Source organism: Bradyrhizobium sp. LjRoot220 (genome assembly GCF_964252915.1).
In the GTDB taxonomy this organism is placed as follows: domain Bacteria; phylum Pseudomonadota; class Alphaproteobacteria; order Rhizobiales; family Xanthobacteraceae; genus Bradyrhizobium.
In genome coordinates, this window is record NZ_CAXUPS020000001.1 from 317592 (window position 1) to 339458 (window position 21867).

Consider the following 21867-nt stretch of genomic DNA (forward strand, 5'->3'; position numbering starts at 1 on the left):
GGACGACAGGTGGAAAGAGCTCGCGAAACTCACCGGTTCTTGTTCACCGGCTTGCGCTTCTCGATGAAGGCCGCCATGCCCTCGGAGCGGTCTTCCAGCGCAAAGGTCGAGTGAAACAGATTGCGCTCGACATTCATACCTTCCGACAGCGGTGTCTCGAACGCCCGGTTGATGGCTTCCTTGGCCATCACGGCCGCGGGACGCGACATCGCGGCGATCTGCTCCGCCGCCGCCAGCGCTTCGCCCATCAACTTGGCCGCCGGCACGACGCGGCTGACCAGGCCCGAACGCTCGGCTTCTGCGGCGTCCATCATCCGCCCCGTGAGACAGAGATCCATCGCCTTGGACTTGCCGATCGCGCGCGTCAGCCGCTGCGTACCGCCGATGCCGGGAATGGTGCCGAGCGTGATCTCCGGCTGGCCGAACTTGGCGGTGTCGGAGGCAATGATGATGTCGCACATCATCGCAAGCTCGCAGCCGCCGCCGAGCGCATAGCCGCTGACGGCCGCGATCGTCGGCTTGCGGCAGGTGGCGATGCGGTCGCCGCCGATGGCGGAAAAATCGCTGGAGAACATGTCGATGAAAGTCTTCGGCTGCATTTCCTTGATGTCGGCGCCTGCCGCAAAGGCCTTTTCGCTGCCGGTGACCAGGATGCATCCGATCGCGTCGTCGGCTTCGAGGTCATCGACCGCGGCGGCGATTTCGCGGAACACGCCGAACGACAGCGCATTGAGCATTTTCGGGCGGTTCAGCGTGATGATGCCAACCGCGCCTTTGCTTTCGACAATGATGTGTTCGAACGTAGCCATGGTCCACCCCGGTGCCTGATCTGGCGGGCAATGTGCCCCCTGACGGGATGGGCTTCAAGTGGGTTACAGTGGGGTGAAAGGGGCGGCCCGTTTCGCCTGCGTCCGGTGCCCGATACCTACGCCATGAACATGCGCGCAGCAGAGGCCATCGTCAGTAATGCGCCAAAGGCGATGAAGATTTTTCCGATCAGCGAGGTCTGATCCCAGGTCGAACTCTCACTGCTGGAAGCCAGAACCGGCGCCGCGCCGGTGGGTTTGACCGGGGCCATCGCGACGGTCTGCGTGGCCGGGTTCTGCTGCAGGGCCCGATCGACATCGTTGAGCTGATCGGAGGAAACCACTGCGCCAGCCGCGGGCTGCGTTTCCGCCGGCTTGTCGGCGGCCGCCAGCAGGATGGTGTTGGCCTTTGCCGTCATCGCCCGGGCGCTGTCGGCCGGCGCATCGGCGGAAGCCAGTTGTGCATTGGCATTGGCGACGGACGCCGGAATCGTGAGCGCGCCGTCAGCCGAGGCGTCGGCGACGTCCTTCCTGGTCTCGGCAGCAGGCTTGGACGCGAATTTGCCCGATCGACGCGTGTACCGCTTCCAGTGGTGCACGCCTTGCCGGACGGCCTTTCCGGACGTCGCGCCTTCCGATTTCGACGTCGCGGCCGCGCGATCCGTGCTGGCCGCCGTTACCGGAGATGGCCCCGCAAGACATACGAAGAGCCCTGTTGCTAATATCAACGCCGAGCGCCCGCTGGCTTTGACCATCATGTGGCAATCTCCCCATTTGCCCGCGCCCAAGAGCGAAATGAGACCCTGCCCGTGTCCACAGCGCGGCAGAAAAAGGGAATCTTCGGGCAACACCGGGCGAAAACCGGGCAGCAGTGTTGCAGCGAGCGAATAAGCCCAGCGTATTTTGGTTGCGAGATTGCGTGGTCCGGGGGCTCGCGAGTGCGAGGCGGAGCGATCGATGGTATGAGCCAGCGAGTAAGGAGCGGCCGGGCCGATTCCCGGACCAGATGCGCGACGAGAAACGCTCGGGCTAGCGGATCACGAATTCGTGATCGGAGCGCCCTGGCGTAACAAATTGAAAAAACGAACGAATTGCAATGTGGGAGCGCGCGTGCGCGAACGTGAGGACGAATGGACCGGCCTGATGCGGTCGGCCATTTCAGGCGACAGTGCGGCGTATCATCGCCTGCTCAAGGCCGTCACGCCGGTGCTCCGGGCCGCGGCGCGCCGCGGGCTGGCGCGTGCAGGTCAACCGGTCGATCAGTCCGAGGACATCGTGCAGGACATTTTGCTGGCGGTCCATTTGAAGCGGCACACCTGGGACGTCAGCGCCCCGTTTGCCCCTTGGCTGTTTGCGATCGCCCGCAACAAGCTGATCGATGCGCTGCGGCGCCGGGGCCGGCGGGTGTTCGTCAACATTGACGACTTTGCCGAGGTGCTCCCGGGCGAGGCCCCGGTTGAGACGGCGTCGGCGGGCGAGGTCGCCGCCCAGTTGCAGTCGCTGCCGGCGCGTCAGCGCGACGTCCTGCAGTCGATCGCCGTCGAGAGTGCTTCGATCAAGGATACCGCGGCCAAACTGGCGATGAGCGAGGGCGCGGTGCGGGTAGCGCTGCATCGGGGCTTGACCAGCCTGACGGCGAAGTTACGGGAACAATGATGATGGATACCGATCAGCTCATCAAAACCCTGGCGGCCGACAACGCGCATCGCGCGCGGCCGGTCGGCTTTGCGCTGATGCTGGCGCTGATGGCGGCGGCTCCCGTCTCGCTTTTGATGTTTTTCACCGAGCTTGGCATCCGGTCCGACGTGATGACCGCGATGCGCAATCCATTCTTCGACCTGAAATTCGCCGTGACGCTGGCGCTGGCGATCGCGGCCATTGCCGTCAGCCTGCATCTGTCGCGGCCGGAAGCCTCGCTGCGCGGCTTCGGCTGGCTGCTGTTGATCCCGGCCGGACTTCTGACCGCGGGCATCGGCGGCGAGATGATGATGCCGCAGCGGCTGCCGATGATGACGCGGCTGGTGGGCAACAATTCGCGGATGTGCATGACGGCGATACCGCTGCTGTCATTGCCGATCCTGGCAGGCGCGCTGATTGGCTTGCGTCACGGCGCGCCGTCGCGGCCAGCTCTGGCCGGCGCCGTCGCGGGACTGTTGTCGGCGGGATTGGCGGCGACGCTCTACGCGTCGCATTGCACGGACGATTCACCGCTGTTCGTGGCGACCTGGTATACGCTCTCGACCGCGCTGGTGACGGCGATCGGCGCCCTCGCCGGATCGAAACTGCTCAGGTTCTAAAGAGCGTTTTCAAGCGAAAGCCTGCCCTGGACTTGACCCGGGGTGGAAACCGGTTCGCGCGAAGAAAATGCGTCAACGCAAAAGAGCTAAGACCAGATCGTTCCGATCAGGTCTTAGCAGCTGCCGTCGCGGGTGCGTTTTGCTGCATGCGGTGGAAGCGCAGCACCTGCTGGGCGGTCGAAGGCCGCAGCCGCTCATAGGTGTCCTTGCACGCCGCGATGTCGGTGGACTCCCCGCCCGATAACTCGTCGCGCATGTTGATGATGGCCCGAACGGTGGACCATGAAAGGTTCGCCACTTTCGCCAGGATCATCACGCCTTCGGCGCGGGTTTCGATCATCATGTTCTCGGCGATCGTCACCGGCACGTTGGCCAGCGCTGCGACGGAGGCGTTGGCTTCGTCGAATTTGCCGGCCTCGGCAAACGACGCCAGCTGGAATTCGTCGAGCCGGCCGTCCTGGTAAAGCGATTTGACCAGCGCGTGGGCAATCTCGGTGTTTTTGGTGACTGCGGACGGCGCGGAGCGCGCGCGCCGCGTCGCCTCCTTGACCGCGGTCGGTACCTGCGCCGCCAGTTGTGGATTGGCCGCCTCCAGCCGCTGCCGCACGGTGTCGGACGCCTTGGCCAGCAGCTTCAAATAGAGATGCCGCGGGATCGTCGGGCGCAGACCGATGCAGGTCGTGAGGTTGTCGTCTCCCTCGGCGCGATTGACCAGCCGCGTAAAGCCGCGTTCGGTGAATTCGGCGCCCGGATTGTTGACGGTGCTCTGGACCACCTCATCGTTGCCGCGCTGGACCAGCACGTCGGTGACCGCGCCGCTCAATATTTTTCGCGTCGAGATCGCCATCAAATGCGCCTGGCTCTTGCTGCGCGCATTCTCGATCAGGGTCTTGTCGTCAAGCCGTACCGATTGCGACAGCACAGGTCCGGCGACCTCGATCACGTCGTCGAATGCCAGCGCCCGGATCGTCAGCGGCGGCGCCGTGTCGATCGGGGCGAGGCGGTTGGCAAGCAATGTCTTGGCTGAAGTTTCGATGTGGACGATCAGGCATTGGAAGACATCATCGAACAGCCCGACCTGTTCGTCCGAATAATCCACCACACCGTCGATGAAGAGGTCGGTTACCCGGCGCAGGGTCTCGACCCGGCGGGCAACGGTCCCGTGCGCGAGCGTGGTCTGCAGCTCGTCGAGCAGGCTGAGGGGTGCGGTGGCGGACTTCGAACTCATATGACTCTATCCTGGAGCAAGAGCCGGCGGCGGATTCTCCGCCACCGGAACTGAAAGGGTCGGTTCAGGCGCTGGCGATGCGATTGCGTCCCCGTGCCTTGGCTGCGTAAAGCGCGCAATCGGCCCGCGCGAGGAAAAGGTCCGGGGTTTCCTCCGGCGTCAGCGTCGCGACGCCTGCGGAAATGGTCACGCGCATGTCGGGCGAGAATGCGCTCCAGTCGAGCTCGGCAATGATCCCACGCAGCCGGTCGAGCGTGCGCACGGCGTTCTCGGTGCTCATGTCGGGCAGCACCAGCAAGAACTCTTCACCGCCGTAGCGGCCGAAGCGGTCGATGCCGCGGATGTTGGCGAACATCGTGATGGCGAATGTCCGCAGCACCTCGTCGCCGGTCGGGTGACCAAAGGCGTCGTTGATGCGCTTGAACCAGTCGAGATCGATCAATGCAATCGAGCAGGGCGCGCCGGTGCGGCCGGCGCGGGCGATCTCTTCATCCAGCATCCGCATGATGCAGCGGCGGTTATACGATCCGGTCAACTCGTCGAGTTCGGCGAGTTCCTCGATCCGTTTGTAGGCTTCCTTGAGTTTCAGCCCGCTCTGATAGAGCGATTGTTTCAGCGAACTGGAGAATATCCCGAGGAACATGCAGCGCCCGATGGTGAGGACGAACACCAGCAGGGTGGCAAAGCGCTCGAGATGACTGCCGTGCGGCATCGAGATCGGCTTGTCGGTCAAAAGGAACAGCCCGGCCAGGCCGATCGTCATCGCCGTCCAGATCACCATGGTCTGCGCAGGGCTCGAGCGTAGCGAACTGAAGCTGAACACGATGAACAGGGTGCACAGGAACATCCCGCCGACTTCCGGCGCGAGATAGGTGAACGCCAGCGCAATCAGCATGCAGACGGTCGCCTGCGGGGCGACCAGATAATGATCCTTGAAGCGCTCGTTGAACCCGAACTCCGAAAGGATGGCGCTGAAAATCACCAGTGTCAGGCCGGACGCCGCATAGGCCGGCGCGATCATGAGCGGTGTCGAGCCGGCCTGCGCATAGAGCAGCAGGACCCCGGCGTCGATCACGTAGCTGGCCCCGATCATCACGAGAATCTGGCGGCGCTGCTTTGAGCGCCGGGCAAGCGCCTTCGCCGTCGGCTGGGAACCGACGCCGCCATCCAGATCGGCCGGATTCACGAATGAGAAGGCCGCAGTGCCCATGGGTCTCGCAGTCGGTGGAACTGCTCAAGAATCTACGTGGGAAAGCCTTTAGGTTTGGTATCCTTTGGAACCGAATCTGGTCCGTTAAAACACTGCCATTACCCTGTTTCGCAACGGAAATTCGGCAGATTCGGACGGCTGCGACGCCCGCGCTGCAGCTCAACAAGATGCTGCCCCGCGGGCCAAGCCTTTGGTAAGGTCGCAACGGGTCGCACAACCTCTAGGAAAGCAATTCCGTATTATGGTACCAATTCCGGGCCTTCGTTCGTTCTCGCCGGCATCTCGGCCGTCCGGCGATCCTCTGTGGGGTAGATCACACATGCAGTCCGGTCATTGCCGTAATGTGAAGAATCTTGCCTCGGCAATCGAACCCTCCGTCATCTCCCCCCGACCAACCTTGCGAGACGGCAATTGAGTGCGACACAGGCGGCTTCAGACGAAATTCTGATCGCTCGGATCGCTCAAGGCGACCGGCTCGCCATGCAGGTGCTTTACGGAAGGCACCATGTCAGGGTGTTCCGTTTCGGGCTTCGGCTCGTAAGGGACGAACAGGTTGCGGAAGACCTCATCAGTGAGGTGTTTCTCGATGTATGGCGCCAGGCTGGCAAGTTTGAAGGCCGATCCGCCGTTACCACCTGGCTGCTGGCGATTACGCGGTTCAAGGCCCTGTCGGCACTTAGGCGCCGGAAGGATGTTGGACTGGACGATGAGACCGCGAACGCGATCGAGGATACGTCCGATGATCCGGAAGTGGCGGTGCAGAAGAAAGATACCAGTGACGCGTTGCGCAAGTGCCTGACATCACTTTCGCCAGAGCATCGGGAGATCGTCGATCTCGTCTACTACCACGAGAAGTCCGTGGAAGAGGTGGCCGAAATCGTCGGAATTCCCGAAAACACCGTCAAGACGCGCCTGTTTTATGCGCGCAAGAAATTGGCCGAACTGCTGAAGGCAGCCGGCATTGAACGAGGTTGGCCATGATGGCGATGAGCAAGAAAATGCTGGACCAAGAGCCCAGCGAAATCGAGATGCTGCTGCCATTCCACGCGGCCGGCACGCTGAACGCGCGCGATACGCGCCGCGTCGATGAGGCGCTCGCCAGCGATCCCGACCTGGCCCGGCAATATGCCGTTATCCAGGAAGAATACGCCGAGACCATTCATCTCAACGAGAGCCTGGGTGCGCCGTCGGCGCGCGCCATGCAGAAGCTGTTCGCGGCGATCGACGGCGAGCCGGTGCGCAAGCCGTCGCTGTCGACCAGCCTTTCGGCGCGGGTCTCGGAATTCTTCGCAAAGCTTTCGCCGCGGACGCTGGCCTGGTCGGCGAGCCTCGGCGCTGTTGCGCTGCTGCTGCAGGCCGGCGTGATCGGCGCGGTGCTGATGAAGAACCAGGCCGCTTCGTTCCAGACCGCTTCGCTGAGCCTGAATCAGACCGCGGCGCCCCTTACCCGCGATCTCGGTGTCGCGGTGCCGCCGCGCGCGCTGGTGCGGTTTGCGCCGGAAGCGCGCATTGCCGACATCACCGCGCTCCTGGACAATTATCAGGCCTCGATCGTCGATGGCGCCAAGGGCGGCATGTTCCGCCTGCAGTTTGGCAATCGCGCGCTGGGTAAGGACGAAGTCGAGAGTTTGATGAGCAAGTTGCAAGGTGAGAAGATCGTCAGTCTTGCGGTGCCGACGCCGTAAGGCGTCGGTCGCATATCTGACCAAGCCGAGGTCCCATGGTCGATGTTGGCGTGAATTGGCGGACAAGGGCGCGGCGCGCGGCATCGGTACTGTCGGCGGTGGCGCTGCCGCTTGTCCTTCTCGGCGGTTCGGTGGCTTACGCGCAAGGCATCATGCGCACGCCGAGCCTGCGCATGGATTCCCGGGTACCGACCATCAATCCGACAGTGACGTCGCGGCCGGTCATCACCAACCGGCCTGTCATCACCAACCGGCCCGTGATCACGAATCGGCCTGTCATCGCGAACCGACCCGTCATCGCCAATCGGCCCACGGTGGGCGTCATCGCGCGAACTCCGCCGACCAACCCCGGCGGAGGCGGGGGAACGTCCGTCGGGCGAATACCGCACTCGCGTCCCGAGATCTCGCGGGTCGGCGTGGACCCGTCGCTTCCCTTGCGTTTTTCACCCAACCTCTATCCGGTCTGCCAATACGCCAATCGCGGCCCTGACGGCGAATGTTTCGACCGTCCGGTGGTCTCGGCCGATGGCGGCGGCAATGGCGCCTCGGCCACGGCCAAGAAGGGCGTTAACGGTCCGCGCAACAACGCGCCGCCGCAGGCGGCGATCGACACGCGCGCGATCCCCAACGAACTGGTCGCCGAAATTGACAGCGCGTTATCGCCGGCGCAAGCCGATGAACTGGCCCGGCGTCACGGGCTGGAGCGGCTCGCATCGCAGGAATTTCCGCTGATCGGCGGTACCATCGGCCTGTTCCGCATCATCGATCAGCGCCCGGTGGACCTCGTCCGCCGTGAACTCGCCGCTGACAGCAGCGGCATCGTGAAGTCGGTACAGCTCAATTTCCGCTATTTCCTGCAGGATCAGAGGCGGTCGAGCGAGGGCGACGCCGCACAATACGCGGTCACACAGCTTCGCTTGCCGCAGGCGCACAAGTTGGTCCGGGGCATGAACGTTACCATCGCGGTGATCGATTCAGGCGTTGACGTCAAACATCCCGAACTCGTCAATTCGGTTGCCGATAGCTTCGACGCGCTCGGCAGCAAGGAAGGCCCGCATGTCCACGGCACCGGCATTGCCGGTGCGATCGTGGCGCATGGCAAGCTGATGGGGAGCGCGCCGGAGGCGCGGCTATTGGCGATCCGCGCGTTCGGCGGCGGCGCAAATGGCGCGGAAAGCACCTCCTATGTGATCCTGAAGGGGCTCGATTATGCGGCCGAGCACGGTGCGCAGATCATCAACATGAGTTTCGCCGGTCCGAAGGATCCCCTGATCGAGCGCGGCGTTGCCGCGACCGCCGCCAGGGGGATCCTGATGGTGGCCGCCGCCGGCAATGCCGGCGCCAAATCGCCAGCACTCTATCCCGCGGCCAATCCGAACGTCATTGCGGTGAGCGGAACCGATGCGCAGGCAAAGCTGTTCGCGGCATCGAACCGCGGTGTCCATATCGCGATCGCAGCTCCCGGCGCGGATGTTTTCCTGCCGGCGCCGGACGATAAATACCAGATCACGTCGGGTACCTCGTTTTCTGCCGCCTATGTCAGCGGCGTGGCCGCGCTGATGCTGGAGCGCAACCCTGCATTGAAGCCCAACGATTTGCGCGCGATCCTGACGAAGACGGCCCGCGATCTTGGCGCGCCCGGCCGCGACGATCTGTTCGGGGCCGGCGAGGCCGATGCATTCGCGGCGGTCACCGCCTCGACCGCTGCGCCGGCGGTACCGCTCGCTGCGGTTTCGGGAGCTCCGGGTTCACAGAAGACGCCGGCTGCCGCCGATAACACTTCCGTGAGCCGGGCGATGAACGATTCCGCGCCGTCGATGGCGTCGGAGAAATCGGCCGCAAACAACGTCAATCGCCCCGCTGCGCGCTGATTTCCGGCCGCCTTGCCCCGGATAAAAAGTTAAAAAAATCGATCGGCCTTTTGAACGTCCGGCAAAGCTGCTGCGACTAATGAATGTGGGAGCGGTTATCCCTCCCCATCGGCTGTATTAGGCGCGAGCGCCCATCCACCCCAAGCGCCCATATGGCTTGACCCGTCCGGTTGTCCCCCCGGACGGGTCTTTTCTTTTCAAGATCGTTTTCTGTGCGAAGGCCCACCCGCCGCAGGGCAAATCCGGGTTCGCGCCGTCACGGCGCATCAATCAGATCAGAACTTGGCCACGCAACGCGGCCATGCCGCTGTGCGGCTTGACCGTGGATCGCGCGGGTAACCCCTTATTCATGCGGGTTTCTTTCACTGGATGGTCGCCCGTAATCCCACGTACTGGACAAGCAAGAAGTTTTCCACAGAATATCCCCATCACGTCCAGTTGATTCGTCTCGGTTGCGTCTGCGTCCGTTCTTCTCTTTACGGGCAGGTTTATGACACATCACGTAGACGTGGCGCGTGGCCGCGATATCGTTTCCCGCTGGTGTAACCTTGCGGAGCAACGGCTGGACTACCTAACCGAACTGTTCGAGACCGGCCGCTGGCGGCGGTTTCACACCGAACACGCATTTCTCGAAAATATCCGGGAAGCCAAGGACGCGGTCGAGCTCTGGCGCAAGCTGGAGACCCGTGAGGCCTCGCTCGACAACACCGCCGTCGACCTCTCCTGGCTCGGACGCGGAGCGCCGGTGCAGCATCACGGCGAACGGCTGCGCGAGCGGGTTCCTCTGTATCAGCGCCCCGCGCCCATTCCGGCCGAGCCGCCGCGTGAAATCCCCGGCGACGTCCTCGCCGCGCTGGAAAGCGTGCTCACTGATTCCGCTGAGGCGCCCTCGGTGCCCGACGCGCCGGCGCTGGATGATCTCGCGCCGCCGACGCTGGATCTCGACGTCATCCAGCAACGCTACCCGCTGCTGCGCAACGCGCTGTAGGTCTACCGCCGCACCGCATTGGCCCCGATCACCACCTGCGCGTAGCGCTGGGCGCCCTCGGCGGACAGGTCGGTCGTGATGGCGCGGGCGTGGTCGAGGCCGACCACGGCGCCGCGCGGGGTTTCCGAAATCATGTTGTTGTTGACCAGCGCCGTGCCTGCGCCCGGCACCACCGATACGCCGACACCGACAAAGGCCTTGCGGATCACATTGCCCGTGATGGCGACGTCGCGGAGATATTTTCCCCAACCGGCGATGATCCCAAACGAGGGCGCGTTCTCGATCACATTGCCGGTCACGGAGCTGTCCGCTTCGACATAGATACCGATGCCGGCATCATCGTCGGGAATGGTGCCGACCGGCCGCTTCGGCAGCAAATTGCGGATGACGTTGCCCTGCACGACCGCGATGCGGCCGCCCTCGTTGAAATTGCAGACGGAGACGCCGACGGCGGCCCCATCGACGGTGTTGTTGGCGATGACGGCGCCTTCGAACGAGAACTCCGAATACAGCGCGACCTCGCGGACGTCGCTGACGCTGTTGCCTGATATCTGGATGTTCGAGGCCGAATTGCCGCGCACCGCCGAATAATCGCAATTGCGGATGCGGTTGCCGCGTACAATCACATTGCCGGCGCGGAAGGCGTTGATGGCGTTGCCATACTGGCCGGAGCCGCCGGGGCCGGCCTTGATGTCCTCGATGCGATTGTCCACCACCAGCGTGCCGTCATCGCCGATCGCCGTGCGCAGGATCTCGATGCCGTTGTCGTTGGTGTCGATGATGGTGTTGCGCGAGACGATCAAGCCCCGCGCATCGAACGACACCACCGCCGTGGTGGCGATCTTGGTGAAGATATTGCCGCTGATGTCGCCGGAGACCTGCTCGAGCCAGATGCCGTTGCCGCCGCTGGCGGTGATCTCGCAGTCGGTGATACGGATATCGCGTCCACTGACGCAATGAATCAGACCGCGCCGCGTCGGCAGCGGAACGGTGCCGCCGTCGAAGGTGATGCCGGATAGCCCGATGCCGCCGGCGCCCTCGCTCTGCAGCATCGATGCGCCGCCATTGAAGACGAATTTGGTGGCGCCGCGCACCCCGACCAGTTGCGAGCCGTTTTGCAGCCGCAACATCCCGCTGCGGTAAACGCCCGGCGGCAGCGACAGCGGCACCTGCGCCCGCGCGGCTTCATCGATCGCGCGCTGCAGCGCCCTGGTTTGATCGTCAGGGCTGCCGGGGCGCACGCCAAATTGCGTGGCGTCGCGTCCGAACGCCGAGGCCGGCGGCGCGGCGCGCGCGTTGTCCGGCGACATCGCCATTGCGCCGGCAATACCGGCAGCGGAAACCCCCATGAACTGGCGGCGTTTTGCGTCCATGATTTGATATCCTCGCGCAATGCAGGCCGTGGCATTCGCACGCCAAAGGTAGCGCGAAAATGCCCCGGCGCATGGTGAACGCGAGGGCGGAACAGGGGGTTTGTTGCGGGTAGGGTTAACTGGGACTGACGCCGCTTGCGCGCACTGCGTTGGTGGGCACGCTTGCGCTTTGCCCGCCCTACGAAGCTCGTGCCGCCCGTCTTGCCAGCATAACCATTTCCAGCAACATCGCTTCGCCGGCATCGACCAATTCATCCAGCGTGATGCGTGCGTTGCCCTTGCGCCGTAACGCGTCGCCGCGTGCGAGCGGAGGTATGTGCACGAACGACGCCAGGCGGAGATGCTCGTCGGTGCTGGCAGCCTCGATCGCGCGCCAGCTCAGATAATTGCAAAGATAACTCCCGGCATCGCGCGACGGCCGCGCATCGATGCCAGTGCCGAGCGCGGCGCGCAGCAGCCGCAGCGTATGCGGGCCAAACCGCAACGCATCCGGGCCGAGGCCGATCGATCCCTTGCGGACGCGGGTTTGCGCCGCATCCGGCCACAGCAAAGTCACGGCGTTGCGCGCACGGGTTTCGATGCGGAGATGCGCGGTGCGGCCCGCCAGCCCGAACATCAGTATTGCCTGCGGCCGGTATTTTGCGAGTGCTTGAGGCAATTCGAGATCGACCGCTTTGTAGGTCACGGGAAAGATATGGCTGGACAATTCGATGTCGGAGAAAGCGGGACGACGCAGCCGCAACAGCCGCTCGACCAGTCCCTGCGTCGGATTATACGGCGCGCCGGGAAACGGCCCAAAACCGGTGACGAGAATGCGAAGCCTGTCGCTCACCGCAGCATCTCCGCGATCTGTTCGGCGGCGACCGCCGGTGTGATGCGGCCGTCGGCCACTTCGGCCTCGGTCTTTTTCACCCTGGCACGGATCGTGGCGTCGGCGCGCAGCCGCGCCATCATCCGCTGCTCCAGCATCGACCACATCCATTTCACCTGCTGCGCGCGCCGCCTGTCTGCGAATTCGCCCGACGCATTCATGGCGGTGCGGTGATCGAGAACCTTCTGCCACAGCGTGTCCATGCCGGTGCCGGTGAGCGCCGAATAGGTCAATACCGGGGGATGCCAGTGCTCCGAACGGGGCGTTAGAATATGCAGCGCGCCGCGATATTCGGCCGCCGCCAGATTGGCGCGTTTGACATTGTCGCCATCGGCCTTGTTGACCGCGATCATGTCGGCGAGTTCGACCAGGCCCTTCTTGATGCCTTGCAATTCGTCGCCGGCGCCGGGCAGCATCAGGGCCAGGAAGAAGTCGGTCATGTCGCAGACCGCGGTCTCGGACTGGCCGATGCCGACTGTCTCGACCAGCACCACGTCGAAGCCGGCGGCCTCGCACAACAACATCGCCTCGCGGGTTTTGGCTGCGACCCCGCCGAGCGTGCCTGATGCCGGCGAGGGCCGGATGAAGGCGTTGTCGGAGGCCGACAGCCGCGCCATCCGCGTCTTGTCGCCGAGAATGGAACCGCCGGTCCGCGCCGAGGACGGGTCGACTGCGAGCACGGCGACCTTGTGGCCGCGCTCGATCAGGAACATGCCGAGCCCGTCGATGGTGGTTGATTTGCCGACCCCGGGCGAGCCGGTGATGCCGACGCGCACAGCCTTGCCGGTGTCGGGCAGCAGCGCCTGCACCAGGTCGCGCGCGGCGGCCTGGTGGTCGCCGCGGCGGCTCTCGATCAGCGTGATGGCTCGCGCCAGCGCGGCGCGGCTGCCGGCGCGCAGGTCCTTGGCGAGCTTTTCGATATCGGGAGAAGCAATCGGCCGGTTCATGCCTTGGTTTACAACGGCTGCGCGGTGCAGGCGAGGGGATCGTACGGATGTATCAGGGGGACGAGGTCGCGGGCGAAGTGGCTTTGAGCCGTCGCCACCCCCAAAGCAGCACGGGCCAAATCAATGCGCCGATTGCCATGGCGGCGAGGATCGCAGAAATCGGGCGCTCGAAGAACGGCAACACGCTGCCGTCGGACTTGATCAGCGAAGTCACGAAACTCTGCTCGATCATGGTGCCCATGACGATACCGAGCACCATGGCGGCGACCGGATAACCGTTGGCTTCCATCACGTACCCGATGATTCCGAAAGCCGCGACGGTCACGACGCCGAACGTGTTGTTGCCGATGGCGAACGAACCGACCGCACAGCACAACATGATGAAGGGCATCACCGAGGACCGGGGCGCGCGCAACACGTAGCTCGCCAGACGGATCATGACTATTCCGAGCGGAATCATGATGATGTTGGCGATGATGAACATGAGATAGATCGCATACATGCTCGACGCCTTCTCGGTGAACAGCGTCGGGCCGGGGTTCAGTCCCTTCATGTAAAGTACGCCGATGGCGATGGCCGCGATGGTGTCGCCGGGAATGCCGAACAGCAATGATGGCACCCAGCCCGACGCGATGCTGGCATTGTTGCTGGCGCCGGCTTCGACCAGGCCCTCGACATGGCCGGTTCCGAACTTCTCTGGCTCCTTCGAAAAGCGCTTGGACATCGCGTAGCTGACCCAGGCGGCCATGTCCGCCCCGGCGCCCGGCAGCACCCCGATGATGATGCCAATGATGTTGCCGCGGGTCATCTGCAAGTGATACTTCTTGGTGAGCCTCCACTGGCCCGCCATGATGCTTCCGAACCTGCGCTTCGGGATTGGCGGCGGTTCGGGTGTCAGCATCGCACGCATGACCTGCGCGACGGCAAACACGCCGACCAGAGCCGGGATCGGTTCGATGCCACCGAACAGATTGGTCATTCCAAATGTGAAGCGAGGCACGCCGCCAGGATTTTCGATGCCGACGCAGGCGACGAGCAGGCCGATAAACATGCTCGCGATGGCTTTTACGGGCGAAGAGCGTGCGACCAGCGTGGCGCACATCAGGCCCAGGAAAGCGAGCCAGAAATATTCGAACGTCGAGAACGACAGCGCGATCTCGGCAAGCGGCGGCGCGAGGATCATCAGCGAGAGCGTGCCGGCGATGCCGCCAACGGCGGAGAACCACACGCCGGCGCCGAGCGCCAATTCGGCTTCGCCCTTGCGAGTCATGGCATAGGCTTCGTCGGCGTAAGCCGCCGAAGCGGGAGTACCGGGAATGCGGAGCAGCGCGCCGGGAATGTCACCGGCGAAGATCGCCATCGTCGACGCCGCCACGATGGTCGCTATCGCAGCAATCGGTGACAGGTAGAACGTCACCGGAACCAGCAGGGCGGTCGCCATCGTCGCGGACAGGCCGGGCAGCGACCCGATGACGAGCCCATAGACCGATGCCGCCAGCATCGCGACGATAACCTCTCGGGTGGAAATGAGCGCGAATGCGTCAATCAGGGTGTTAAGCATCGGTCACCAAGGCATCGGCAACAGCCCGGCCGGGAGCGGCACGCGCAGCAGCTTGCTGAAAATCAGATGGATGGCGATCGGCGCCAGCACAGCAAGGGGGAGCGAGAGCTTCCAGCGAGCGCCGAGCGCGCTCGACGTCACGAACACGATCAACGCGGCCGTGATGATGAAGCCCAACCGGTCGGCTGCTGCGACGTAGAACAGTAGCAGCGCCGGCGGCAGCAGCGCGCGCAGGCCATAAAGCTTGCCGCTGGGTGGCCGCGCTTGGCCGGCCTCGAGCGGAATAATTTCTTCTTCCTCCTCGAAGGTGCGGCCGACTCCGAACGTGATCGCCAATCCGCACAGCGCGAGGCCCGATCCGATCACCAGCGGGAATACGTTGGGGCCGACCGGCTGGCCCGGCACCGGCGGCAGCAGCCAGCCGCCATAAGCGGCAGCCGTGCCGAGGCCGACGAGAAACAATCCCGTGACTTGATCGGGAAGACGCATCAAACGAGCCCTACGGATTTCCGAGCAAGTGCACCGGTGGGACAGATCAGGCCTTGGAGAGGCCGGCAGCCTTCATTGCCTGGCCCATCTGGGCGTCACCCTTTTCCATGAACGCCGCGAATTCCGCCGCGTCACCCCACACCGTCCCGAAGCCACGATTGCTCATGAAGTCCTTGAACTCCTTGGAGTCGTAGACCTTCTTCAGCGAAGCCGTGAGCTTGGTCGCGACATCCGCAGGCAGGCCCTTCGGACCCGCAATGCCGCGCCACGCCCCGGTCGCATAGTCGATGCCCATCGACTCCTTGAGCGTCGGCACGTCGGGGAAAGACGGGTTGCGCTTGGGCGCCATGATGGCAAGGCTGCGCGCCTTGCCGGCCTCGATGATCGCGCGCGCTTCCGGCACCGAGCAGGTGGTCAGGTCGAGACCGCCGGCCGCGAGATCTTGCATCGCGGGCGCGGCGCCATTCGACGGTACCCAGGCCACCTGATTTGCGGGGAGTCCGAGCGCCTGCATCCAGCCGACCAGCGCCAGATGCCAGATGCCGCCCTGGCCGGTGCCTGAGGCTTTGAACTTGCCGACGGGTGCTGCCTTGATGGCGTCGGCGAGTTCTTTCACCGTCTTGTAGGGCGATGCTGAAGGGACCTGGATGCCGGGCGGGTCCTCGTTCATCAGTGCCAGCGGGGTGTAGCTCTTTGGACCCAGTTCGGTCAGTCCCTGCCAGTGCATCATCGAGATTTCCACCGTCAGCATGCCGATGGTATAGCCGTCGGGCGGCGCGGTTGCGATCGCGGAATGGCCGACCACGCCGGAGCCACCGGTTCGGTTGACCACGTTGAACGGCTGACCGAGGTCCTTCTCCAGCAGTGCCGCCACAATACGCGCGGTCGCATCGGTGCCGCCGCCGGCGCCCCATGGCACAATCACGGTCACCGGCCGTGCCGGATAGGCCTGCGCCGACGCCGGCTTGAAACCAAAACCCGCGAAAGCCGCTGCTGCGACGGATGAAGCCGCAAATGCGCGGCGCGTAATTTTGGTCATGGTAGTCCTCCCTGCGGCGTCCCTGGCAGCGGGCGCTCTTGTCGTCCGGCATTCTAGTCGGCTTTACGCTGGGCTCGCAAGGTTGCGTGATGATGCACATCATCGCCCGCGGACATTACCCTGAATCCGGAAATCCGGTGGTAGCAATCAGGGAGGCCCGGATAAGTATCCATGTGCGGCTTTCGCTGGAAGGCCGCGCCTGGCCGCGTGAGGTTACTCCGCCGCCTCGCTATGTCCCAGCCTTGCGTTGAGCTTGTGGATCAGCTCCTCGGCGGCGTCGGCAATCACGGTGCCGGGCGGGAAGATCGCTTCCGCACCGGCCGCATAGAGCGCATCGTAATCCTGCGGCGGCACCACGCCGCCGATAATGATCATGATGTCGTCGCGGCCCTGCTTCTTCAGCGCGGCCTTCAATTCCGGCACCGCGGTGAGGTGAGCGGCTGCCAGCGACGATAGTCCAAGGATATGCACGTCGTTCTCGACCGCCTGCCGGGCGGCTTCGTCCGCGGTGGCGAACAGCGGCCCGATATCGACGTCGAAGCCGACATCGGCGAACGCCGAGGCGATCACTTTCTGGCCGCGGTCGTGGCCGTCCTGGCCGATCTTGGCGACGAGAATGCGGGGCCGGCGGCCCTCGGCATCCTCGAACGCATCGATCAGCGCCTGCACCTTTTCGACCCGGTTGGACATGGTGGACGCCTCCCGCTTGTAGACGCCGGTGATGGATTTGATTTCCGCGCGGTGGCGGCCAAAAACTTTCTCCATCGCGTCCGAGATTTCGCCGACGGTGGCTTTGGCGCGCGCCGCATCGATGGCCAGCGCCAGAAGATTTCCGTTGCCTTCGCCGGCGCTGCGCGTCAGTGCCGCCAGCGCCTGGTCGACGTCCTTTTGATTGCGCTCGGAGCGCAACCGCTTGAGCTTGTCGATCTGCAGCCGCCGCACGGCGGAGTTTTCAACCTTGAGCACGTCGATGGCTGCCTCGTTGACCGGCTTGAATTTGTTGACGCCGATCACGGCCTGCCGTCCGGCGTCGATCCGCGCCTGCGTTTTCGCCGAGGCTTCCTCGATGCGCAGTTTGGGCACGCCGGCCTCGATCGCCTTTGCCATGCCGCCGAGCGCCTCGACTTCCTGGATGTGGCCCCAGGCTTTGGCGGCGAGATCGCGGGTCAGCCGTTCGACGTAGTAGGAGCCGCCCCAGGGATCGATGATGCGGTTGGTGCCGCTCTCCTGCTGCAGGAACAGTTGCGTGTTGCGGGCGATGCGCGCCGAGAAATCGGTCGGCAGCGCCAAGGCCTCGTCGAGCGCGTTGGTGTGCAGCGACTGGGTGTGGCCTTGCGTTGCCGCCATCGCCTCGATGGTGGTGCGCATCACATTGTTGAAGACGTCCTGGGCGGTCAGCGACCAGCCCGAGGTCTGGCAATGCGTGCGCAGCGACAGCGAGCGCGGGTCCTTCGGGTTGAACTGCGTCAGCAGCTTGGCCCAGAGCAGCCGCGCCGCGCGCATTTTTGCCACCTCCATGAAGAAATTCATGCCGATGGCCCAGAAGAACGACAGCCTAGGCGCAAAGCGGTCGACATCGAGGCCGGCGGCAAGGCCAGCGCGGAGATATTCGACGCCGTCGGCCAGCGTATAGGCCAGCTCGAGGTCCTGCGTCGCACCGGCTTCCTGCATGTGATAGCCGGAGATGGAGATGGAATTGTATTTCGGCATCTTCTGCGAAGTGTACGCAAAGATGTCCGAGATGATCCGCATCGAGGGCGCGGGCGGATAGATATAGGTGTTGCGCACCATGAACTCTTTCAGAATGTCGTTCTGAATGGTGCCCGACAGTTTCTCCGGCGCTACGCCCTGTTCCTCGGCCGCGGCGACGAACAGCGCCAGGATCGGCAGCACCGCGCCGTTCATGGTCATCGACACGCTCATCTGGTCGAGCGGGATGCCGGAGAACAGCGTGCGCATGTCGTAAATGGAATCGATCGCGACGCCGGCCATGCCAACGTCGCCGGTGACGCGTGGATGATCCGAGTCATAACCGCGGTGCGTCGCCAGATCGAACGCGACCGAAAGACCCTTCTGGCCGGCCGCGAGGTTGCGGCGGTAGAACGCGTTGGAATCCTCCGCCGTAGAGAACCCGGCATATTGCCGGATGGTCCAGGGCTGGTTGACATACATGGTCGGGTAGGGGCCGCGCAGATAGGGCGCAATGCCCGGCCACGTCTCGAGGAAGTCGATGCCTTCGAGATCGGCCTCATTATAGGCGGGCTTGACGAGGATGCCCTCAGGCGTCAGCCACGGCTCGGCGTTGCCCGGGGGCTGCGTTGCAGCGACGGGTTCGAAGGCGACATCGGCAAAATTCGGGATGCGCGTCATCTATTCTTGCTTTCTTCCTCGAACTGTTGATTTCGCTCAATCAATCTTTGGACATTCTTCTTGTAGACGGGATCGTTCTGATGATTTTGCGAGAGACCGTCCGCTCCTATTCCTATGAGCGAAGCAATCCATTCCAGAGTTCGCTTCATTCGCCGAACCTCTCTCGGGCAATACCATAATCGACGGGGACCGTCAGTCAGTCCTCAATCATGGTCCGGATGCTGGTGGCTGACGATACGGCTAAGCACTTCGCTGCCGGCACCCTCCAAGGTGCTCTTGCCAGGCAGATCGCCGATCCTGCCGACCCAGGCCAGATGGGACTCGGTGCCCGTGGCGTAGGTCGGAACCACGAGGTCCGGCCGGTCGAAGCTGCCGGTGGTAATCTCAATGACGTTGCCATCGATCACTCGATAGCTGAGCGGCGTCCCGCAGGCAGCGCAGAAGTCGCGCGCGGCGATCGACGACGAGCGAAAGGCGGCCGGTTTGCCGCGGGTCCACGCAAAGTCTTCATGCTTTACTTCGGCGAGCGAAATGAACGGGCCGCCCACGGCCTTTTGGCACATGCGGCAGTGGCACAATCCTATTTTCACCGGGCTCGCATAAAGCGCGAAACGCACGGCGCCACACTGGCAGCCGCCGGTCAGAACAGCTTTTCTTTCCGATGCCATGCTCACTCCATCCGCTTCCAGGCGTCCTGCAGCATCGCCAATGCATCGCCGCCGGCAAAGATGAAATCGCCGACGCCGGCGGCCCGTAGAGCGGCTTCCTGCTCGCCCGGCCGGCCTGCCAGATAGATATGCTTCGCTCCGGCGGCGTGAAGGGCCTGCGCTGCCGCCTTCGCGTGTGCGGCATAAACCTTATCGGCGGAACAAAGGCACGCCACGGCAGCGCCGGAGGCCTTGAATGCGGCCGCAAGGGCAACCGGATCGGCAAAGCCCTGGGTATCGATCGCCTCGATGCCGCCGGTTTCGAAGAAGCTCTTTGCAAAGGTGGCGCGCGCGGTGAAATCGGCCGGTGTGCCGAGATTGGCGAGGAAGATTTTTGGGCGTGCACCGGCGTTCTTGAGCTTCTCGTCCGATTTGTCGCGCAGCGCTTCGAACGGCGCGGCCAGCCGCATTGGCGGCAGCGCATCGAACTTGAACTTGGCTTCCCCATAGGGCGCCAGCGCAATCGGCTTGGCATCCAGCACCGCGATCTCGGCCTCGTGCAGGTTCGGAAATTCGCTGGCGCCGGTCAGCACCTCGCGCCGCTTGGCGATGTTGGCCTCGCGTACCGCCCGCGTCGCCGCGACCTTGCGCTGGATCAGGTTCTGCTCGAGCGAGGCGAATAGGCCGCCGGCCTTTTCGATCTCTTGGAACAGCGACCACGCGGCTTCGCAAAGCTGTTTTGTCAGCGTCTCGATGCCGCCGGAGCCGGCCGCGGGATCGGACACTTTGGCGAGGTTGGATTCTTCCAGCAGCACGAGCTGCGTATTGCGCGCGGCGCGGCGGGCGAACGGATCAGGCAGTCCCAGCGCCAGCGTATGCGGCAGCACGGTGATGGCGTTGGCGCCGCCGAGCCCGGCGGAGAAGGTCGCCATCGTCGCCCGCAGCATGTTCACGTAAGGGTCGCGTTGCGTCAGCATGCGCCAGGCGGTGTCGGCCGCCACGAACAGCGGCTTGGGCACGAGGCCACAGGCCTGTTCGATCCGCGCCCACAACAGCCGCAGCGCACGGAATTTGGCCAGCGTCAGGAACTGGTCGGCATCGGCGGCAAGCCGCGCATAGACCATGCCCTGCGCATCTTCGAGCGGAATGCCGGCCGTTTCGATCGCGCGCAGATAGGCGACGCCGGATGCCAGTACGAACGCCAGCTCCTGAACTTCCGAACCGCCGGCATCATGGATCACGCGCCCATCGGCGGCCGCGAACGGACCCTTGAAGCCCAACGGGGCGAGGCCCTTGATGGCGCCGGTGACGGCGGGCACGATCTCGGACCAGCCATAGGGACTAGATCCCCACACCGCGCAGGCCCCGAGCGGGTCGAGCCCGAAGCGGATATCGCAGGCCGCAGGGTCGATCCCTTTGCGCTGGATATATTCCGCGACGTGGATCGCCGCCATCCGCGACTGCGGACCGATCTGAAGTTCGATGCCGATGCCGGCGTCGAGATAGATGCCGTCGAGGATCTGCGCGACGGCTTCGGCCGAAGGATCCAGTCCGAAACCCTGGGCGCCGTTGGCGCCGGCGAACACCAGCGTGAGCCCGGTCGCGCCATTCTCCAGATCGTGCAGCGCCTGCGCGTTGGCTTGTTTGGCGTCGGGATGATCGGCGCGCTGCATGATCTGCCAGGGCGCGGCGGCGGGGCGGCCCGCGACCGGCGCGGCGCCTCGCGCGCGCGGGTAGATCGGATCGATCTTCAATCCATCGGATGTCTTGCCGACGAGTTTTTCGAACGGCGCGCCCTTCAGCACCCCGTCGACCAGCTTGCGCCAGTCTTCGTAATTCGCGGGGGCAAAATCCGCGGCCAATCGCAACTCGTCAGTGGTCTTCGTCATCAGGCCAATCGTTCCTCGGGTCGCCGCTTGATTTGGCCGGAAATTGCCACGGGGCGGCCGCCAAGCCAAACGGTTGTTTTGGAACTCCCGGGGCCTGATCAGGGCTGGCCGAGGTCGGGAAGTCGCAAAATACCGTCGGTCGAAAGCGCCGCCAGCGCGTCCCTGACACGGCGTCCCGCAATGACACGGTCGGGCACGATCTCGGCGAGCGGCGCCAGCACGAAGGCGCGTTCGAAAAGCCTGGGATGCGGCAACGTCAGTTCCGGCTTGTCGATCTTGACGTCGTCATAGGCGATCAGGTCGAGGTCGAGAGGGCGCGGACCCCAGTGCTGCTCGGCGGCGCGGTCGCGGCCGAATTTCTTCTCGATCTTGTGCAGCGTGAACAGCAGCGCATGCGGATCGAGGCTGGTGTCGATTTCGATGCAGGCGTTGATGAAGGGCGGCTGCGCTTCGTTGCCCCAGGGCGGCGTGACATAATCCGATGATCGCGCCAGCAGGGCTGCCTGCGTCATGCCGCAAATATTGGAGATGGCTTTGCGGAATGTCGCGCGGACGTCGCCGACATTGCCGCCGAGCGCGATCAGCACGTCCGCCAT

At 64.1% G+C, this 21867-nt stretch carries 20 protein-coding genes; 6 read left to right on the forward strand and 14 right to left on the reverse strand.

Translation table 11 applies throughout. From position 1 onward, the window contains the following. Positions 1–29: 29 nt before the first annotated feature. Together ACSQ84_RS01360 and ACSQ84_RS01365 are read right to left on the reverse strand one after the other, a co-directional pair. Positions 30–809 carry an enoyl-CoA hydratase gene (locus tag ACSQ84_RS01360; protein ID WP_436209850.1) on the reverse strand — a complete coding sequence of 260 codons (780 nt, stop codon included), beginning with the start codon at positions 807–809 and terminating at the stop codon, positions 30–32. 116 nt (positions 810–925) lie between these two features. Continuing rightward, a complete protein-coding gene (locus ACSQ84_RS01365) occupies positions 926–1564 on the reverse strand; it encodes a hypothetical protein (RefSeq protein WP_436209851.1) in 639 nt (212 codons plus the stop codon). A gap of 352 nt (positions 1565–1916) precedes the next feature. Between ACSQ84_RS01365 and ACSQ84_RS01370 the strand changes: the two genes are divergently transcribed. Next, positions 1917–2462: a sigma-70 family RNA polymerase sigma factor gene (locus ACSQ84_RS01370; RefSeq protein ID WP_436209852.1), complete on the forward strand. Its 546-nt coding sequence runs from the start codon at positions 1917–1919 to the stop codon at positions 2460–2462. A gap of 2 nt (positions 2463–2464) precedes the next feature. Further along, entirely contained in the window at positions 2465–3103 is a 639-nt protein-coding gene (locus ACSQ84_RS01375; protein WP_436209853.1) for an NrsF family protein, read from the forward strand. A 106-nt stretch (positions 3104–3209) separates the two neighbouring features. On the opposite strand, the gene ACSQ84_RS01380 is transcribed toward ACSQ84_RS01375, so the two are convergent. Further along, the gene (locus ACSQ84_RS01380; protein ID WP_436209854.1) at positions 3210–4331 is read right to left on the reverse strand and encodes a DUF2336 domain-containing protein; all 1122 of its coding nucleotides are present in this window, start codon (positions 4329–4331) and stop codon (positions 3210–3212) included. A 64-nt stretch (positions 4332–4395) separates the two neighbouring features. Next, positions 4396–5541 (reverse strand): GGDEF domain-containing protein, encoded by a 1146-nt coding sequence (locus tag ACSQ84_RS01385; RefSeq protein ID WP_436209855.1) that lies wholly within the window; start codon positions 5539–5541, stop codon positions 4396–4398. A gap of 411 nt (positions 5542–5952) precedes the next feature. Here ACSQ84_RS01385 and ACSQ84_RS01390 point away from each other — a divergent pair, with 411 nt between their 5' ends. The 4 genes from ACSQ84_RS01390 to ACSQ84_RS01405 all read left to right on the forward strand — a co-directional run bounded on the left by ACSQ84_RS01390 (position 5953) and on the right by ACSQ84_RS01405 (position 10085). Then, a complete protein-coding gene (locus ACSQ84_RS01390; protein WP_436209856.1) occupies positions 5953–6522 on the forward strand; it encodes a sigma-70 family RNA polymerase sigma factor in 570 nt (189 codons plus the stop codon). Then, the gene (locus ACSQ84_RS01395) at positions 6519–7226 is read left to right on the forward strand and encodes a hypothetical protein (protein ID WP_436209857.1); all 708 of its coding nucleotides are present in this window, start codon (positions 6519–6521) and stop codon (positions 7224–7226) included. Before ACSQ84_RS01390 ends, ACSQ84_RS01395 begins: the two co-directional genes overlap by 4 nt. Before the next feature lie 35 nt (positions 7227–7261). Continuing rightward, on the forward strand, positions 7262–9097 hold the full coding sequence (locus tag ACSQ84_RS01400) for a S8 family serine peptidase (protein ID WP_436209858.1): 1836 nt from the start codon (positions 7262–7264) through the stop codon (positions 9095–9097). A 490-nt stretch (positions 9098–9587) separates the two neighbouring features. Continuing rightward, positions 9588–10085 carry a TIGR03809 family protein gene (locus ACSQ84_RS01405; RefSeq protein ID WP_436209859.1) on the forward strand — a complete coding sequence of 166 codons (498 nt, stop codon included), beginning with the start codon at positions 9588–9590 and terminating at the stop codon, positions 10083–10085. Between the two features lie 2 nt (positions 10086–10087). Here ACSQ84_RS01405 and ACSQ84_RS01410 read toward each other — a convergent pair whose 3' ends face one another. The 10 genes from ACSQ84_RS01410 to folK form a co-directional block, all read right to left on the reverse strand. Then, the gene (locus ACSQ84_RS01410) at positions 10088–11458 is read right to left on the reverse strand and encodes a TIGR03808 family TAT-translocated repetitive protein (RefSeq protein WP_436209860.1); all 1371 of its coding nucleotides are present in this window, start codon (positions 11456–11458) and stop codon (positions 10088–10090) included. 178 nt (positions 11459–11636) lie between these two features. After that, the gene (locus tag ACSQ84_RS01415; protein WP_436209861.1) at positions 11637–12290 is read right to left on the reverse strand and encodes a pyroglutamyl-peptidase I; all 654 of its coding nucleotides are present in this window, start codon (positions 12288–12290) and stop codon (positions 11637–11639) included. Then, entirely contained in the window at positions 12287–13276 is a 990-nt protein-coding gene (gene meaB / locus ACSQ84_RS01420) for a methylmalonyl Co-A mutase-associated GTPase MeaB (protein WP_436209862.1), read from the reverse strand. Before meaB ends, ACSQ84_RS01415 begins: the two co-directional genes overlap by 4 nt. Before the next feature lie 52 nt (positions 13277–13328). After that, positions 13329–14837 carry a tripartite tricarboxylate transporter permease gene (locus tag ACSQ84_RS01425; protein ID WP_436209863.1) on the reverse strand — a complete coding sequence of 503 codons (1509 nt, stop codon included), beginning with the start codon at positions 14835–14837 and terminating at the stop codon, positions 13329–13331. Positions 14838–14840: 3 nt separating this feature from the next. After that, positions 14841–15326 carry a tripartite tricarboxylate transporter TctB family protein gene (locus tag ACSQ84_RS01430; RefSeq protein ID WP_436209864.1) on the reverse strand — a complete coding sequence of 162 codons (486 nt, stop codon included), beginning with the start codon at positions 15324–15326 and terminating at the stop codon, positions 14841–14843. A 46-nt stretch (positions 15327–15372) separates the two neighbouring features. Further along, positions 15373–16365, reverse strand: a complete 993-nt coding sequence (locus ACSQ84_RS01435) for a tripartite tricarboxylate transporter substrate binding protein (RefSeq protein WP_436209865.1) — start codon at positions 16363–16365, stop codon at positions 15373–15375. 213 nt (positions 16366–16578) lie between these two features. Then, entirely contained in the window at positions 16579–18735 is a 2157-nt protein-coding gene (scpA, locus tag ACSQ84_RS01440) for a methylmalonyl-CoA mutase (protein ID WP_436209866.1), read from the reverse strand. A gap of 203 nt (positions 18736–18938) precedes the next feature. Then, positions 18939–19403: a GFA family protein gene (locus ACSQ84_RS01445; protein ID WP_436211142.1), complete on the reverse strand. Its 465-nt coding sequence runs from the start codon at positions 19401–19403 to the stop codon at positions 18939–18941. 2 nt (positions 19404–19405) lie between these two features. Then, on the reverse strand, positions 19406–21271 hold the full coding sequence (locus ACSQ84_RS01450) for a methylmalonyl-CoA mutase family protein (RefSeq protein ID WP_436209867.1): 1866 nt from the start codon (positions 21269–21271) through the stop codon (positions 19406–19408). Positions 21272–21369: 98 nt separating this feature from the next. Then, positions 21370–21867, reverse strand: coding sequence for a 2-amino-4-hydroxy-6-hydroxymethyldihydropteridine diphosphokinase (gene folK, locus ACSQ84_RS01455; RefSeq protein WP_436209868.1), 498 nt, complete (start codon positions 21865–21867; stop codon positions 21370–21372).

What these genes read in the sequence shown, in the direction of transcription:
- ACSQ84_RS01410 (WP_436209860.1), bottom strand. Translation starts at nt 11,458, where the DNA reads ATGGACGCAAAACGCCGCCAGTTCATGGGGGTTTCCGCTGCCGGTATT.
- folK (WP_436209868.1), bottom strand. Translation starts at nt 21,867, where the DNA reads ATGGCGGACGTGCTGATCGCGCTCGGCGGCAATGTCGGCGACGTCCGC.
- ACSQ84_RS01400 (WP_436209858.1), top strand. Translation starts at nt 7,262, where the DNA reads ATGGTCGATGTTGGCGTGAATTGGCGGACAAGGGCGCGGCGCGCGGCA.
- ACSQ84_RS01405 (WP_436209859.1), top strand. Translation starts at nt 9,588, where the DNA reads ATGACACATCACGTAGACGTGGCGCGTGGCCGCGATATCGTTTCCCGC.
- ACSQ84_RS01380 (WP_436209854.1), bottom strand. Translation starts at nt 4,331, where the DNA reads ATGAGTTCGAAGTCCGCCACCGCACCCCTCAGCCTGCTCGACGAGCTG.
- ACSQ84_RS01425 (WP_436209863.1), bottom strand. Translation starts at nt 14,837, where the DNA reads ATGCTTAACACCCTGATTGACGCATTCGCGCTCATTTCCACCCGAGAG.
- ACSQ84_RS01450 (WP_436209867.1), bottom strand. Translation starts at nt 21,271, where the DNA reads ATGACGAAGACCACTGACGAGTTGCGATTGGCCGCGGATTTTGCCCCC.
- ACSQ84_RS01360 (WP_436209850.1), bottom strand. Translation starts at nt 809, where the DNA reads ATGGCTACGTTCGAACACATCATTGTCGAAAGCAAAGGCGCGGTTGGC.
- ACSQ84_RS01365 (WP_436209851.1), bottom strand. Translation starts at nt 1,564, where the DNA reads ATGATGGTCAAAGCCAGCGGGCGCTCGGCGTTGATATTAGCAACAGGG.
- meaB (WP_436209862.1), bottom strand. Translation starts at nt 13,276, where the DNA reads ATGAACCGGCCGATTGCTTCTCCCGATATCGAAAAGCTCGCCAAGGAC.
- ACSQ84_RS01435 (WP_436209865.1), bottom strand. Translation starts at nt 16,365, where the DNA reads ATGACCAAAATTACGCGCCGCGCATTTGCGGCTTCATCCGTCGCAGCA.
- ACSQ84_RS01445 (WP_436211142.1), bottom strand. Translation starts at nt 19,403, where the DNA reads ATGGCATCGGAAAGAAAAGCTGTTCTGACCGGCGGCTGCCAGTGTGGC.
- ACSQ84_RS01430 (WP_436209864.1), bottom strand. Translation starts at nt 15,326, where the DNA reads ATGCGTCTTCCCGATCAAGTCACGGGATTGTTTCTCGTCGGCCTCGGC.
- ACSQ84_RS01375 (WP_436209853.1), top strand. Translation starts at nt 2,465, where the DNA reads ATGGATACCGATCAGCTCATCAAAACCCTGGCGGCCGACAACGCGCAT.
- scpA (WP_436209866.1), bottom strand. Translation starts at nt 18,735, where the DNA reads ATGACGCGCATCCCGAATTTTGCCGATGTCGCCTTCGAACCCGTCGCT.
- ACSQ84_RS01395 (WP_436209857.1), top strand. Translation starts at nt 6,519, where the DNA reads ATGATGGCGATGAGCAAGAAAATGCTGGACCAAGAGCCCAGCGAAATC.
- ACSQ84_RS01385 (WP_436209855.1), bottom strand. Translation starts at nt 5,541, where the DNA reads ATGGGCACTGCGGCCTTCTCATTCGTGAATCCGGCCGATCTGGATGGC.